Annotated in this window: 12 protein-coding genes; 9 read left to right on the top strand and 3 right to left on the bottom strand. The window is 67.5% G+C overall.

Features of this window, described 5'->3' with window-relative positions:
• Nucleotides 1-138: 138 nt before the first annotated feature.
• The 6 genes from N4G42_RS11520 to N4G42_RS11495 all read left to right on the top strand — a co-directional run bounded on the left by N4G42_RS11520 (nt 139) and on the right by N4G42_RS11495 (nt 7841).
• Nucleotides 139-885 carry a TetR/AcrR family transcriptional regulator gene (locus N4G42_RS11520; protein ID WP_116749892.1) on the top strand — a complete coding sequence of 249 codons (747 nt, stop codon included), beginning with the start codon at nt 139-141 and terminating at the stop codon, nt 883-885.
• Between the two features lie 2 nt (nt 886-887).
• Entirely contained in the window at nt 888-2057 is a 1170-nt protein-coding gene (locus N4G42_RS11515) for an efflux RND transporter periplasmic adaptor subunit (protein WP_121942895.1), read from the top strand.
• Nucleotides 2058-2071: 14 nt separating this feature from the next.
• On the top strand, nt 2072-5254 hold the full coding sequence (locus tag N4G42_RS11510) for an efflux RND transporter permease subunit (RefSeq protein WP_260667254.1): 3183 nt from the start codon (nt 2072-2074) through the stop codon (nt 5252-5254).
• 41 nt (nt 5255-5295) lie between these two features.
• A complete protein-coding gene (locus N4G42_RS11505; protein ID WP_260667252.1) occupies nt 5296-6009 on the top strand; it encodes a protein-L-isoaspartate O-methyltransferase in 714 nt (237 codons plus the stop codon).
• Nucleotides 6010-6042: 33 nt separating this feature from the next.
• Nucleotides 6043-6396: a rhodanese-like domain-containing protein gene (locus tag N4G42_RS11500; protein ID WP_055401749.1), complete on the top strand. Its 354-nt coding sequence runs from the start codon at nt 6043-6045 to the stop codon at nt 6394-6396.
• A 116-nt stretch (nt 6397-6512) separates the two neighbouring features.
• Nucleotides 6513-7841 carry a TolC family outer membrane protein gene (locus N4G42_RS11495; RefSeq protein ID WP_260667249.1) on the top strand — a complete coding sequence of 443 codons (1329 nt, stop codon included), beginning with the start codon at nt 6513-6515 and terminating at the stop codon, nt 7839-7841.
• 52 nt (nt 7842-7893) lie between these two features.
• On the opposite strand, the gene N4G42_RS11490 is transcribed toward N4G42_RS11495, so the two are convergent.
• The 3 genes from N4G42_RS11490 to N4G42_RS11480 are packed head-to-tail and all read right to left on the bottom strand — an operon-like array spanning nt 7894 to nt 11452.
• Nucleotides 7894-9267, bottom strand: a complete 1374-nt coding sequence (locus N4G42_RS11490; protein WP_260667248.1) for a 3-deoxy-D-manno-octulosonic acid transferase — start codon at nt 9265-9267, stop codon at nt 7894-7896.
• Nucleotides 9264-10043, bottom strand: coding sequence for a carbon-nitrogen hydrolase family protein (locus N4G42_RS11485; protein ID WP_260667247.1), 780 nt, complete (start codon nt 10041-10043; stop codon nt 9264-9266). The genes N4G42_RS11490 and N4G42_RS11485 overlap by 4 nt, the downstream gene beginning before the upstream one ends.
• A 20-nt stretch (nt 10044-10063) precedes the next feature.
• Entirely contained in the window at nt 10064-11452 is a 1389-nt protein-coding gene (locus N4G42_RS11480) for a phosphomannomutase/phosphoglucomutase (RefSeq protein ID WP_260667246.1), read from the bottom strand.
• 163 nt (nt 11453-11615) lie between these two features.
• Between N4G42_RS11480 and N4G42_RS11475 the strand changes: the two genes are divergently transcribed.
• From N4G42_RS11475 to N4G42_RS11465, 3 genes are all read left to right on the top strand, one after another.
• A complete protein-coding gene (locus tag N4G42_RS11475) occupies nt 11616-13217 on the top strand; it encodes a DNA-3-methyladenine glycosylase 2 family protein (protein ID WP_260667245.1) in 1602 nt (533 codons plus the stop codon).
• Nucleotides 13218-13297: 80 nt separating this feature from the next.
• Entirely contained in the window at nt 13298-13849 is a 552-nt protein-coding gene (locus tag N4G42_RS11470; RefSeq protein WP_260667244.1) for a methylated-DNA--[protein]-cysteine S-methyltransferase, read from the top strand.
• The gene (locus tag N4G42_RS11465; protein WP_260667243.1) at nt 13846-14772 is read left to right on the top strand and encodes a DMT family transporter; all 927 of its coding nucleotides are present in this window, start codon (nt 13846-13848) and stop codon (nt 14770-14772) included. Before N4G42_RS11470 ends, N4G42_RS11465 begins: the two co-directional genes overlap by 4 nt.
• Nucleotides 14773-14786 lie beyond the last annotated feature (14 nt).

The raw sequence follows: 14786 nt of genomic DNA, 5'->3' as shown, positions 1-14786 counted from the left end.
ACCGTGCCAGCAAGGAGAGATGTGCACCGCATCAATGCGAAACGACGCGCCTTTTTGGCAGCTTGTGACAAGGCCGCATTGACGCGCCCACAGGCACTGGCTACATTACTAACCAGTCAGTCATTAAAAATAGCCGGTTTGACCACTCCCCCCCCACCCTCCTCTGCCACGACCAGCACCAAACGCGAGCGCCGCAAGGAAGCCCGCCCGGGCGAGCTGCTGGAGGCTGCTCTCGACCTGTTCGTCGAGAAGGGGTTTGCCGCCACACGGGTGGATGAGGTAGCGGCGCGCGCAGGGGTATCCAAGGGCACGCTGTTTCTGTACTTCCCCAGCAAGGAAGAGCTCTTCAAGGCGGTGGTGCGCGAAAACATCGCCGGCCGCTTTGCCGAGTGGAACAGCGAGCTGGAGACCTTTGTGGGAACCACCAGCGAGGTCCTGCGCTATTGCTACCAGGTCTGGTGGGAACGCATCGGGTGTACCAAGGCCTCAGGCATTACCAAGCTCATGCTCAGCGAGGCGCAGAACTTCCCCGAGATTGCGCAGTTCTACCAGCACGAAGTCATCCTGCCCGGCCAGGCGCTGATTCGCCGCATCCTGGAGCGTGGCATTGCGCGGGGCGAATTCCGCCCCGTGAACCTCGACTACGCCGTGTACCTGGTGCTGGCCCCCATGATCTTCCTCATGATGTGGAAGCACTCAGTGGGCGCCTGCGTGCCTGATGCCCAGGAGCTGACGCCTGAGCAATACATCGAGACGCAGATCGACAACATCCTGCACGGCCTGTGTGTGCGCCCCGAGGCGCCTGCGGCTTCCGGCGCAGCAGGCACATTGCCGTCTGACAAGCCGTCCCCTCCCCCTTCTTTCACGCGCTCGCGCACACCCTGACCATGAAACGCTGGATTCCCTGGATGGCTGCAGCCGTCGTTGTCGTGCTGCTCGGTGGCGGTGTCTGGCGTGCCATGGCGGCGCGGCAGGCGCAGCAGAAGGCTTTGGCCGAGGCGTCCACACAACGGGCCGAGGCACCGCTGCAGCTGGCGGCCGACGAAGTGATCACCGTGCAATCGTCCCAACTCTCGCTGGGGGTACCGGTATCAGGATCGTTGCGTGCCGTGGACTCGGCCATGGTCAAGGCACGCGTGGCCGGCGAGCTGCAGGGCCTGACTTTGCGCGAGGGCGACAGCGTCAAGGCGGGACAGGAAGTGGCCCGCATCGACCCGACCGAAGCCCGTGCACGCCTGCGCCAGGCCCAGCAACAGGCCGATGCAGCCAAATCGCAGGTGGACATCAACCAGCGGCAGTACAACAACAACCGTGCACTGGTAGACCAGGGCTTTATCTCTGCCACGGCGCTGGTCACCTCGCAGGCCAGCCTGGAAGCGGCCCAATCCAGCTACCAGGCAGCCGTATCGGCCGCCGATGTCGCCCGCAAGGCGCTGGAAGACACCGTCCTCAAAAGCCCCATCAGCGGCCTGGTGGCGCAGCGGCTGGCCCAGCCGGGAGAGCGGGTGCCCATCGACGCCCGCATCATCGAAGTGGTGGACCTCTCCCGCCTGGAACTCGAAGCCCTCCTCACCCCGGCTGACTCCGTCGGCGTACGTGTGGGTCAGAAGGCCCAGCTCACGGTCGAAGGCGCCTCGGCGCCGGTACAAGCCACCGTCGTGCGCATCAACCCCAGCGCCCAGGCGGGCAGCCGCACCGTGCCAGTCTATTTGCGGGTGGACCAGGCACCCCACAACGCCAGCCTGCGCCAGGGCCTGTTTGTGCAAGGCCTTCTGGCCACGGGCAGTGCGCAGGTATTGACCGTTCCATTGGATGCCGTGCGCACCGACAAACCGGCACCCTACCTCCAGACGATCAAGGAGGGCCGCGTGGCCTATGCGCCGGTACAGACGGGAGCGCGCGCCGTGGTCAATGGGCAGACCCTGGTCGCGGTGGACGGCGTACCCGTGGGCACGACGGTCATTGCGGGCCGCATGGGTTCGCTGCGCGAGGGCACGCCCGTGGCGGCGGCAACTGCTGCGCCGCAAGCCGCTCCCGCCTCGCGCACTGCGCCCTGACCAGCGGACGCGCCATGTGGTTCACCAAAGTCAGTCTTAAAAACCCCGTGTTCGCCACGATGGTGATGCTCGCCATCGTCGTGCTGGGCCTGTTCTCGTACCAGCGCCTCAAGGTCGATCAGTTTCCCAACATCGACTTCCCGGTGGTGGTGGTCACCGTGGACTACCCCGGCGCGTCGCCTGAAATCGTCGAGAGCGAGGTCACCAAGAAGATCGAGGAAGGTGTCAACTCGATTGCGGGCATCAACGCCCTCACCTCGCGCAGCTATGAGGGCACGGCGGTTGTCATCATCGAGTTCCAGCTCCACATCGACGGCCGCAAGGCCGCCGAGGATGTGCGCGAAAAGGTCGCCACCGTGCGCCCCTTGCTGCGCACCGAGGTCAAGGAGCCACGCGTGCTGCGCTTTGACCCTGCCAGCCGCGCCGTATGGTCGCTGGCCGTGTTGCCCGACGAAAAATCGGGTCGCAGCGCGGTGGAACTGACAACCTGGGCCGAGCAGATCCTGAAGAAGCGCCTGGAAAACGTGCGCGGCGTGGGCGCGGTGAACCTGGTGGGTGCTACCAAGCGCGAAATCAACATCTACCTCAACCCACAGGCCCTGGAAGCCTTTGGCGTAACCCCCGACCAGGTGGCCAATGCCGTGCGCAACGAGAACCAGGACCTGCCCGTGGGGGCGATCCGCTCGCTGGCGCAGGAACGCGTGGTGCAGATCGACGCGCGCATGGAGCGGCCCGAGGATTTCGGCAAGATCATCGTGGCCCGCAAGAACGGGGCGCCGGTGCGCCTGGACCAGGTGGCCCGCGTCAACGACGGCGCGCAGGAAGTGGAAAGCCTGGCGCTCTACAACGGCCAGCGCACGCTGCTGCTGTCGGTGCAAAAGTCGCAGGGAGAGAACACCATTGAGGTGGTCGATGGCCTGAACGCCGCCGTGGTGGAACTGAAGAACCAGCTGCCACCCGGGGTGCGGCTCGAAACCATTGGCGATAGCGCCCGCCCGATCCGCGTGGCGGTCAACAACGTGCGCCAGACGCTGATCGAGGGGGCCATCCTCACGGTGCTCATCGTCTTTCTGTTCCTAAACTCCTGGCGCTCCACCGTGATCACCGGGTTGACGCTGCCCATCGCGCTGATCGGCACGTTCCTGTTCATGAACATGTTTGGCTTCACCATCAACATGATCACGCTCATGGCGCTGAGCCTGTGCGTGGGGCTGCTGATCGACGACGCCATCGTGGTGCGCGAAAACATCGTGCGCCACGTGCAGATGGGCAAAGGCGCCTACGCGGCCGCCATGGACGGCACGCAGGAGATCGGCCTGGCGGTGCTGGCCACCACGCTGTCCATCGTGGCAGTGTTCATGCCCATCGGCTTCATGGGCGGGATCATCGGCAAGTTCTTCCACGAGTTCGGCATCACCATCGTCGCGGCGGTGATGATTTCGATGTTTGTGAGCTTCACGCTCGACCCGATGCTGTCGAGCATCTGGCACGACCCGAGCATTCATGCGCACGGACAAAAGACGGCGCCCGTCACCTTCTACGACAAGACCATTGGCCGCGTCACCGGCTGGTTTGACCGCGCCACCGATGCGCTGGCAGAGGGCTATCAGCACATCCTGCGGTGGTCGCTGGTGCACAAGCTGGCCACCATGGTCATCGCCCTGGCGGTGTTCGTGCTGAGCGTGGTCATGGTGCCGCTGCTGGGCACCGAGTTTGTGCCCAAGGCCGATTTTTCAGAGACCTCCCTCAATTTCTACACCCCCGTGGGTTCGTCGCTCGAGGCCACAGAGTCCAAGGCCAGGCAGGTGGAAGGCATCCTGCGCGAGATGCCCGAAGTGCGCTACACACTGGCCACCATCAACACCGGCAACGCCCAAGGCAAGATGTACGCCAGCATCTACGTGCGGCTGGTAGACCGCAAGGACCGCAGCCGCAGCGTGGACCAGATGTCCGACGTGCTGCGCGAGCGCCTGAAGACCGTGCCCGGCATCACCGTTACCCATGTGGGCCTGCTGGATGCGGTGGGCGGCCAGAAGCAGGTGGAGTTCTCGCTGCAGGGGCCCGACCTGCGCGAACTGGAGCGCCTGACCAAAATCGTCACCGAGAAGATCCGCGACATTCCCGGCCTCGTGGACCTGGACACCAGCGCCAAGCCTGACAAGCCTGTGATTGCGCTGGATGTGAAGCGTGAAGTGGCGTCGGACCTGGGCCTGTCGGTGGCGCCCATGGCGGCCTCGCTGCGCACGCTGGTGGCAGGCACCACGGTGGGCAACTGGCGTGCGCCCGACGACCAGACCTATGACGTGAATGTGCGCCTGGCGCCCGAGGCGCGCACCACCCCGGCCGACCTGGAGCGCCTGCCCTTTGCCCTGGCCGCCACCGACGGCACGACCCGCATCGTGCGCCTGAACCAGGTCGCCAGCGTCACCGAATCCACCGGCGCAAACCAGATCAACCGCCGCGACCTGACCCGCGAAGTGGCGGTGAACGCCAACGTGTCCCAGCGCTCGGCCGGTGAAGTGTCGAACGACATCAAGAAGGCGCTGGAGACCGTGACCTTCCCGCCGGGTTACCGCTACCAGTTTGGCGGCTCCACCAAGAACATGGCCGAATCGTTTGGCTACGCCATCTCGGCACTGGCCATGGCCATCATCTTCATCTACATGATCCTGGCGAGCCAGTTCAAGAGCTTTTTGCAGCCGCTCGCGCTCATGACGTCGCTGCCGCTCACGCTGATTGGTGTGGTGCTGGCGCTGCTGATGTTCCGCTCCACGCTGTCGATGTTCTCCATCATTGGCGTGGTGATGCTGATGGGCCTGGTGACCAAGAACGCCATCTTGCTGGTGGACTTTGCGATCCGCGCCCGCGAGGAGCACGTGAACGACCAGGGCCAGACCGTACCCGGCCTGCCCCGCGCCGATGCCCTGCTGCTGGCCGCCCGGGTGCGGCTGCGCCCCATCCTCATGACCACGCTGGCCATGATCTTCGGCATGGTGCCCCTGGCGTTTGCGCTGTCCGAAGGCTCGGAACAGCGCGCGCCCATGGGCCAGGCGGTGATTGGCGGCGTGATTACTTCCTCCCTGTTGACCCTGGTGGTGGTGCCGGTGGTGTATTGCTACATGGACGACTTGGCCCAGTGGGCCCTTCGCAAGATGGGACGCGCCCCGGCAGCGCCTAAAATCGAAGGTTTGTCCTGATCGCCCCGATCGGCCTTGCATCTGCCCCACGGAGAAATCCCATGAACCTGCCCCTGAACACGTCCGCCAACATCAGCGATCCCATCGCCCAGGCCCGCTACAACATGATCGAGCAGCAGATCCGCCCCTGGAATGTGCTCGATGCCGACGTGCTGGACCTGCTGGGCGTGGTGCGCCGCGAAGACTTTGTGCCCCCGGCCTACCGCAGCATGGCCTTCATGGACATTGAAGTCCCGCTGCTGGGCAATGACGCCGAAGAGGCCGTCCGCAAGGGCCACAGCATGCTGCAGCCCCGCGTGGAAGCGCGCATCCTGCAAGACCTGCGGGTTTTGCCCACCGACCGCGTGCTCGAAATCGGTGCCGGCTCGGGCTACATGGCCGCCCTGCTGGCCGCCCGTGCCGACCGTGTGGTGTCCCTCGAAATCCACCCTGAGCTCGCCGAAATGGCCCGCGAGAACCTGCGCGACGCGGGCGTGCAGAACGCCGACGTGCGCCAGGCCGATGGCGCCCGCGATGCCATCCCTGACGGCCCGTTTGACGTGATTGTGCTCAGCGGCTCCGTGGCCGAGGTACCCAGCCACCTGCTGTCCCTGCTGCGCGATGGGGGCCGCCTGGGCGCCATCGTGGGTGGCGAGCCCGTGATGCGTTTCACCCTGACCCGCCGCACCGGCGACCGCTTTGAGACCACATCGCCGTGGGACACCATCGCACCGCGCCTGGTGAACTTCCCCGAGCCCTCTGGCTTCACGTTCTGACCCCCAGCCCTTCGGTTGCCTTCGGAGTTTTGCATGATCGATCACGTCCGCCCCGCCCAGCTGTCTGCCTGGTTTGCCGCTGCACCTGAAGGCAGCCAGCCCCTGGTGCTGGACGTGCGTGAGCCCTGGGAGCTGCAGACCGCCAGCGTGCGCGCCGACGGGTTTGAGCTGGTGGCCATCCCCATGGGCGAGTTGCCCGCGCGGCTGGCCGAGCTGGAGCCCGCCCGCCAGGCGCAACGCCCTATTGCCTGCCTGTGCCACCACGGCGCCCGCAGCCTGCGCGTGGCCTCGTTCTTGCAGCACCACGGGTTCGAGCATCTGGCCAACATCACCGGCGGTATTGACGCCTGGTCGCACGAAAGCGATCCGGCGGTGCCGCGCTACTGACGCCCTTGTGGTTGATGGACCGTTGTTGATGGACCGCACTTGCCGCACCCATGCCCCAGTGCTGCCCGCCGCTGCCCACCCCGATTCGATTCGCAGACTCTTCCGAAGGACCCCCAATGACACCGTTTAGGCCCCTGTCCATCCTGTCCCTGGCGCTGGGTGCAGCGCTGTGTGCGCCGGCCCAGGCCCAAAGCCTGCTGCAGCTGGTCGAATCGGCCCGCACCTATGACACGGCCTGGCAGTCGGCGCGTGCGCAGCTGGACGCCGCAGCCCGCAAGGCCGACCAGGCCCGCGCCGGCCTGCTGCCTTCCGCCGCACTCACCGGGGGCCTCACCCGCTCCAACGTGGAGCTGAGCAAACCCAAGATCGAGAACACCGGCACGGCACAGACCGTGGGGGTCAATGCCTCCCAGCCGCTGTACCGGCCTGCCAATCGCATCACGCTGGAACAAGGCCACCGCGGCGTGGACGTGGCCCAGGCCCAGCTGGATGCCGCCACCCAAGACCTGCTGGTGCGGGTGAGCCAGGCCTACTTCGACGTGCTGGCGGCGCAAGACACCCTCACCTTTGTGCAGGCCCAGAAGGCCGCTGTGTCCGAGCAACTGGCAGCCGCCAAGCGCAATTTCGAGGTCGGCACCACCACGGTGACCGATTCGCGTGAAGCCCAGGCCCGTTACGACCTGGTGATTGCCCAGGAGATCGCCGCCGAGAACGATCTGCGCGTCAAGCGCCTGGCGCTGGACCAGCTGGTCGGCATCGCCGGCACCAAGCCGCAGCCCCTGGCACTGCCGGTGCAACTGCCCGGCGTAGTGCCGGACAACCTTGCCACCTGGGTGGACACCGCCCGCGACCAGCAGCCCGGCGTGCGCCAGGCCGCCATTGCGCTGGACATTGCGCGGCTGGAGACCAAAAAAGCCGAAACCGGTCACCTGCCCACGGTGGACCTGCAGGCGGGCTACAACGTCACGCGCAACCTGCACGGCACCATCACCTCGCCCGGCGTCACGGCCCGCAGCAATGCCGCCAGCGTGGGCGTGGCACTGAACCTCCCCCTGTTTGCAGGCTTTGCCGTGCAAAACCGCGTGAAGGAAACCCTGGCCCTCGAAACCAAGGCCGAGGCCGACCTCGAAACTGCCCGCCGCAATGTGGCCCAGGCCACGCGCGCCGCGTTCTACGGTGTGCAGTCTGGCCAGGGCCAGGTGCAGGCCCTGGAAGCGGCCGAAGCCTCCAGCCAGAGCGCGCTGGACGCCAACAAGCTGGGCTACCAGGTGGGTGTGCGCATCAACATCGACGTGCTCAACGCCCAAAGCCAGCTCTACCAGACCAAACGTGACCTGGCCCAGGCCCGCTACAACGTGCTGCTGGGCGGGCTCAAGCTGCGCCAAGCGGCAGGCACGCTGTCGCAGCAGGACATCGAAGCGGTCAACGCACTGCTGGCCAAGTAATGGGGCCTTGCACCCCGCGCCGGGGTGCATCCCGTGCATGAATTGCTGAGGCCTAGTGCAGGCCGCCCTCAGGCTGCACCAGTGCCACAATCGCACGCGCCGTGGCCTGCGCAGCCCCTCGGTGCGTGGCGGCAAACCGGGTGGCCCGCTCGCTGGCCTGTTCGTGGGCGCGGGCGTCCCCCGCCAGCGCTGCAGCCTGTGCCATTCCTTGTGCGAGGTCGGGCACCCGCTGTGCTGCCCCCGCCGCGCACGCCAGTTCGGCCGCCTCGGCAAAGTTGAAGGTGTGCGGGCCCAGCACCACGGGGCAACCGCAGGCAGCGGCCTCGATCAGGTTCTGGCCGCCCAGTGGGGCGAAGCTCCCGCCCAGCAAAGCCACATCGGCCAGGCCGTAATACAACGCCATTTCGCCGATCGAGTCCCCCAGCCAGACGTCAGCGGCCGCAGGTGCCGCAGCCCAGGTGCTGCGGCGCGACACCGACAGGCCGGCCCGCTGCAGCAGCTGGTGGACCTCGTCAAACCGCTGCGGGTGGCGCGGCACGATGAGCCATTGCACGGGGGGCAGATCACCGCCAGATGCTTCACTATTGATAGCTGCCAAGGCATGATCCACTAGCGCTTGAGGCGATTTTTGCCGTATTTTCTGGATCTGCTCCAGCCACATGGCCTCCTCGCCCTCGCGGCTGCTGGCCAGCAAGACCACCGGGCGGCCGGTGCGGGTGCGCCACTCGCGGCCCCGCTCCAGCAGCTGTGCGTCGGGCACCACGTCAAACTTGAGGTTGCCCAGCACACCACGCACCGGCGCGCCCATGGCCGCGAGCCGCGTGGCGTCTTCCTGCGTCTGGGCCCAGACTGCCGTTAATCCGCCATACGCAGGCCGCGCCAGGGCTGACAGGCGCTGCGCCTTGCGCAGCGATATCTCGTTGAAGCGCGCATTGGCCAGCACCAGCGGAATGCGCCGCTGCCGGCAGCCCGCCACCAGGTTGGGCCACACCTCGGTTTCCATCAGGATGCCGATGGCCGGGCGGAACTTGCGCAAAAACCGACCCACGGCGCCCGGCGTGTCCCAGGGCTGCCACACCTGCACATCGCCCGGCAGCAGCAGCTTTTCGCCCTCGGCCCGCCCTGTGGCGGTGCCGTGGGTGAGCAACAGGCGCATGCCCGGCAGCTGTTCACGCAACTGGGCCAGCAAGATGGCGGCGGCCCGGGTTTCGCCCAGCGACACGGCATGCACCCACACAAACCGCCCCAGCGGGTCGGTGCTGCTGTGGGGCATCAGGCTGTCGATGGGTGCCGGGTAGCGGCCAAAGCGCTCTCCCACCGCGTAGGCGTAACCCGGCTCGGCTACTGCACGGCGGCGCAGCTTGCGGCGCAGCAGCGGCTGCGCGCTCCAGGTCAGCAGCGAATACAGGGCCCGCGCGGCGTTCATGCGGGCACAGACAGGCTCAGCACACCACCCGCCCAGCCGCTGTCGCTGCGCTGTGCCCAGACGATGCAGGGCGCGTCACCCGGCGCAGCCACCACACAGCGGCCACCGGGCGCCCAGAAGGCGCTGCGCCCCGCACTCACGTAGCCACCGGAGGTGCCGCTGTAATTGGCGGCAAGCACCGCCATGTCGTGGTCGCGCGCGTAGCCTTCCAGCATGGCCGATTCGGCCGCATAGGCCTTTTCAGAGATCAGCACGCCCGCCGCATACAGGGCCGCGCCCGCCCCGCGGGCCGCCTGGGCATGCTCGGGATGGGTGATGTCGGCGCACACGGCCAGTGCCGTGGGCTCGCCGGCCACCAGTTGCACCTGCGCGTCGTCCGTGCCCGCGCTGGCAAATTGTTCTTCGCTGTCGTGCAGATGGCGCTTGCGGTACAGCGCCACGCTGCCGTCCGGCCCCAGCAGCCAGGCACCAATGGCGGGCAATGCGCCCTGCTGCGCAGGCTCAGCCGGAGCACCCACCACCAGGGCCATGCCATGGCTTTGGGCGGCCTGGCGCAAGGCCAGCAGCACGGGGTGGTCGGCCGTCAGTACATGGTCTGCCATGAGCGCGGGCTCGTAGCCCATGAGCGACAGCTCCGGGAACTGCAGCAGTTGCACGCCCTGGTGGGCGGCAGCCCGCACGCAGGCCAGGTGCGCTTGCAGGTTGCGCTCCAAGTCGCCCGGCGCCGACGGCGTCTGGGCGGCAGCGACACACAAAGGGGTGGAGAGCGACAGCATCGGGCGTGCGGCAGGCAATATCAGTGGCTGGCTGCGCCCACATGGGCGTCGGGCTTGACCCGGTGCAGCAGCGCCAGCATGGCGGCCTCGATGCGTGCCAGGGCTTCGGGCGTGTGGCCCTCAAAGCGCAGCACCAGCACGGGGGTGGTGTTGCTGGCGCGGATCAGGCCAAAGCCATCGGGCCAGTCCACGCGCAAGCCGTCGATGCTGCTGATGGCGGCGGGCGCGGCAAAGGTTTCTGCGGCCAGGGCCTGCAGCTCGGCCGTCAGGCGGTGCGGCTCGCCCTCGGCACAGGCCACATTCAGCTCGGGGGTCGAAAAGCTGGTGGGCAGCGCGTTCAGCACGGCGCTCGGGTCGCTGCTGCGGCTCAGGATCTCCAGCAGGCGGCAGCCGGCATAGGTACCGTCGTCAAAGCCGTACCAGCGCTCCTTGAAGAAGATGTGGCCGCTCATCTCGCCACCCAGGGGAGAGTTCGTCTCCTTCATGCGCGCCTTGATCAGCGAGTGGCCGGTCTTGAACATCACCGGCACGCCACCGGCCGCTGCAATGGCGGGCGCCAGGCGCTGGGTGCACTTCACGTCGAAGATGATCTCGCCGCCGGGCACGCGCGAAAGCACGTCTTGCGCAAACAGCATCATCTGGCGGTCGGGGAAGATGTTGGTGCCGTCCTTGGTCACAATGCCCAGGCGGTCGCCGTCGCCGTCAAAGGCCAGGCCCAGTTCGGCATCGCTGGCCTTCAGGGCGTCGATCAGGTCACGCAGGTTTTCAGGTTTGCTCGGGTCGGGGTGGTGGTTGGGGAAGTTGCCGTCCACCTCCGAGAACAGCTCGATCACCTCACAGCCCAGGGCGCGGAAGATGGCCGGGGCCGACGCGCCGGCAATGCCGTTGCCGCAGTCCACCACGATCTTGAGCGGCCGGGCCAGCTTCACGTCACCCACAATGCGTTCGCGGTATGCGGGCAGCACATCCACGTGGCGGACCGAGCCACCGGCCACCAGCTGCCAGCTTTCCTGCTCCATGGTGCGGCGCAGGCCCTGGATCTCATCGCCATAGATGGCGCGGCCGTTCAGCACCATCTTGAAGCCGTTGTAGTCCTTGGGGTTGTGGCTGCCGGTGACCTGGATACCACTGGTGCACAGCGTGCTGGCCGCAAAGTAGAGCAGCGGCGTGGTGACCAGGCCCACGTCGATCACCTCGATGCCCGCCTCCATCAGCCCCCGGATCAGCGCCGCCGACATGGCGGGGCCGGACAGGCGCCCATCGCGCCCCACCGCAACGGTGGTCTGCCCTTCCGCGCGTGCTGCGGTGCCAAAGGCCCGGCCCAGGCCCAGGGCCACGTCTTCGTTCAGGGTGGACGGCACGATGCCGCGGATGTCATAGGCTTTGAAGATGGCGGGGGTCGGTTGCACGCAGGGGGGCCTTTCGTGATGGGGTTGAAAAGTCCGCTGCATTGTAGGCGGCGGCCCTGGGGGTGATTGTCAGTCGATGCCTCAGGCGTGCGCCCTGCCCTTGCCAAAGGCACAGGTCCGAAAACGGCCAGTGGTGCGAAGCCAGGCTCCTATGATCTGGCCCATGACCCCGACCGCCCCCCCCTCGTACACCGCCGCTGATGTGGCATCCGACGAAGGCCGCTACCTGGCGCTGCAGGCGCGCGACGCGCGGTTTGACGGGCATTTTTTCACCGGCGTGACCTCCACCGGCATCTACTGCCGCCCCGTCTGCGCCGTGCGCACACCCCGGCGCGAGAACTGCCGGTTTTTTGCGCTGGCGGCGCAGGCCGAAAGCGCCGGGTTTCGCCCCTGCCTGCGCTGCCGGCCGGAGCTGGCCCCCCAGGCGATGGTGTGGTCGGTGCAGGACGCCAGCGGCATTCTGGTGCAGCAAGCCGTGCGCCTGCTGGACGCGCCCGACCTCTGGCCCACACCGGCCGCACCCGGAGAGGGCAGCGCCACCGTGGCCCGCCTGGCCGAGCGGCTGGGCGTGAGCGACCGGCATCTGCGCCGCATTTTTGAGGCGGCCCTGGGCGTATCGCCGCTGCAATATCTGCAGACACGGCGGTTGCTCACGGCCAAGCAGCTGCTCACCGACACCGCCATGCCCGTGACGCAGGTCGCACTGGCCAGCGGGTTCGCCAGCGTGCGCCGCTTCAATGCCGCCTTTGTGGGGCATTACGGGCTCAACCCCACCCAGCTGCGGCGCAACGGCGGTGGCAGCGCCGCATCGGGCGCGGGGCGCACCAGCGCCGTGCGCCTGGCGTGGCGCCCGCCACTGGACGTGGCGGCGTTGCTGGCCTTTTTTGAAAAGCGGCAGTTCCATGGCGTGGAGTGCGTGGTGCATGGTGCGGACGGCCCCGGCCTGCGCCGCACCGTGCGGCTGGCCAGGACCTGCACCGGCCTGCCGCAGGAGACCACCGGCTGGCTGAGTGCCCGTTTTGACCTGGCGCGCCACCAGGTGCTGCTGCAGACCAGCGACAGTCTGTACCCCGTGCTGCCGCTCGTCATCCGCCGCGTGCGCGCCATGCTCGACCTGGACGCCGACCCCGCGGCCATCAACGCCGTGCTGCACCCGCACTTTCCGGAGGGTGATGGCCTGCGTGTGCCCGGAGCGTTTGACGGCTTTGAGCTGGCCGTGCGCGCCGTGCTGGGCCAGCAGATCACCGTGGCGGCCGCGCGCACGCTGGGCCAGCGGCTGGTGGAGCGGCTGGGTGAACCCATCGCCACGCCCTGGCCCGGGCTGCACCGGCTGTTTCCCACCGCAGCCACCCTGGCCCGCGCCGATGGCGACACGCTTGGCCAACTGGGCATCGTGCGCCAGCGTCAAGCGGCCATCGTGGCACTGGCCCGCTCGGTGGACAGCGGCGCCCTGCCCCTGCACGCGGGGGCCGACGTGCCCAGCACTACCGCAGCCCTGTGCGCCCTGCCCGGCATTGGTGACTGGACGGCGCAGTACATCGCCATGCGGGTGCTGCGCTGGCCCGACGCCTTCCCGGCGGGGGACGTGGCGCTGCACAAGGCGCTGGGGGTGCAGCAGCACAAGAACCCGGCACGCGCCGCGCAAGAGGCCTCGCAGGCCTGGCGCCCCTGGCGCAGCTACGCGGTGCTGCGCGCCTGGGCTGCCGGTGGCAGCAGTGCCGGAGCGGCTCAGCCTACAGATGCTCAGACACTATCAAAAAAGTAGCAAACCAGGCAATAAACACTAGTGCATGGTGCCAATTTCGACCAAAAACGGCATCTCCCACTCTTTCGAGACCTCTCAGCATGCAGTTCCACGCTTTCACCGTGCAGGCACGGGCCGACACCCCGATGGGGCCCGTGCGGCTGGCCGCTTCCCCCAACGGCTTGTCGGGCGTCTGGTTTGAAGGCCAGCGCCACGAGCCCACCGCCCACTTGCACGGTTCCGAGGCCTGGGCGTTGGCCCCTGGCGACCACCCTGTGTTGCAAGAAGCCGCCCACCAGCTGCAGCAATACCTGGGCGGGCAGCGCCAACATTTCGACCTGCCGCTGGACCTGTCGGGGGGCACGGCATTTCAGCAATCGGTGTGGCGCGCGCTGCTGCAGATTGGCCGGGGCCAGACCATCAGCTACGGCACGCTGGGCCGCCAGCTGGGCAACCCCAGCGCCGTGCGGGCCGTGGGTGCCGCCGTGGGTCGCAACCCGCTGAGCGTGGTGGTGCCCTGCCACCGTGTGCTGGGTGCCGACGGCAGTCTGACGGGCTATGCAGGCGGCCTCGATCGCAAGAGGGCTTTGCTGACGCTGGAGAATGCACCCCTTTTGGCCGCCGCAGCCCATCCCATGAAAGCCACTGCATGAACAGCTCCGCCACCCGGCCCGTCTCCACCTGGATCGGCGAATTCATCCTGCTGGCCGCACTCTGGGGCGCGTCGTTCCTGTTCATGCGCCTGGGTGCGTCCGACTTTGGTCCCCTGCCCACCGCCGGCCTGCGGGTGGCGTTGGCCACGGTGTTCCTGTGGCCCATCATGCTGCGCCAGGGCCACTGGCCTGCGCTGCGCCAGCATTGGCGGCCCATCCTGTTTGCGGGGGTCATCAATTCGGCGATTCCGTTCTCGCTGTTTTCCTGGGCGGTGCTGCACATCGCCACGGGTCTGACCTCTATCCTCAACGCCACGGTGCCGCTGTTTGGTGCGCTCATCGCCTGGGTGTGGCTGGGCGACCGCATCAACCGCCTGCGCTGGGTGGGGCTGGCACTGGGTTTTGTGGGCGTGGCCCTGCTGGCCTGGCGCGCACCTGCCGGCACCGGGTTCAAGACCGACCACGCTCACTGGGCGATTGCGGCCTGCCTGCTCGCGTCGGCGTTCTATGGCGTGTCGGCCAGTTTTGCGCGGCGCCACCTCACGGGGCTGCCGCCTCTGGCCACGGCCGCCGGCAGCCAGCTGGGCGCCGCGCTGGGCCTGGCCTTGCCCACGCTGTGGCTGTGGCCGGCGCAGATGCCCGGTGTACGCGCCTGGGCGGCCATCCTGGCCATTGCCGTGCTGTGCACCGGCATTGCCTACATCCTGTACTTTCGCCTGATCGAGCACGCGGGCCCCAGCCGCGCGCTGGCCGTGACCTTCATCACCCCGGTGTTCGCTGTGCTGTATGGCACGCTGTTCCTGGGCGAGACCATCACGCCGTGGATGGTGGGCTGCGCGCTGGTGATCGTGTGCGGCACTTTGTTGTCAACCGGACTTATCAGGACGCTGCGGCCCGCCCGGCCCACCTCAGAACAGGCCTAAACTTGGCGGATGGT

The organism is Acidovorax sp. K2F (genome assembly GCF_025246485.1).
Classification (GTDB): Bacteria; Pseudomonadota; Gammaproteobacteria; order Burkholderiales; family Burkholderiaceae_C; genus Acidovorax; species Acidovorax delafieldii.
Note: the sequence above shows the minus strand (reverse complement) of the source record. Positions and strands in the feature narration are given on the sequence as shown.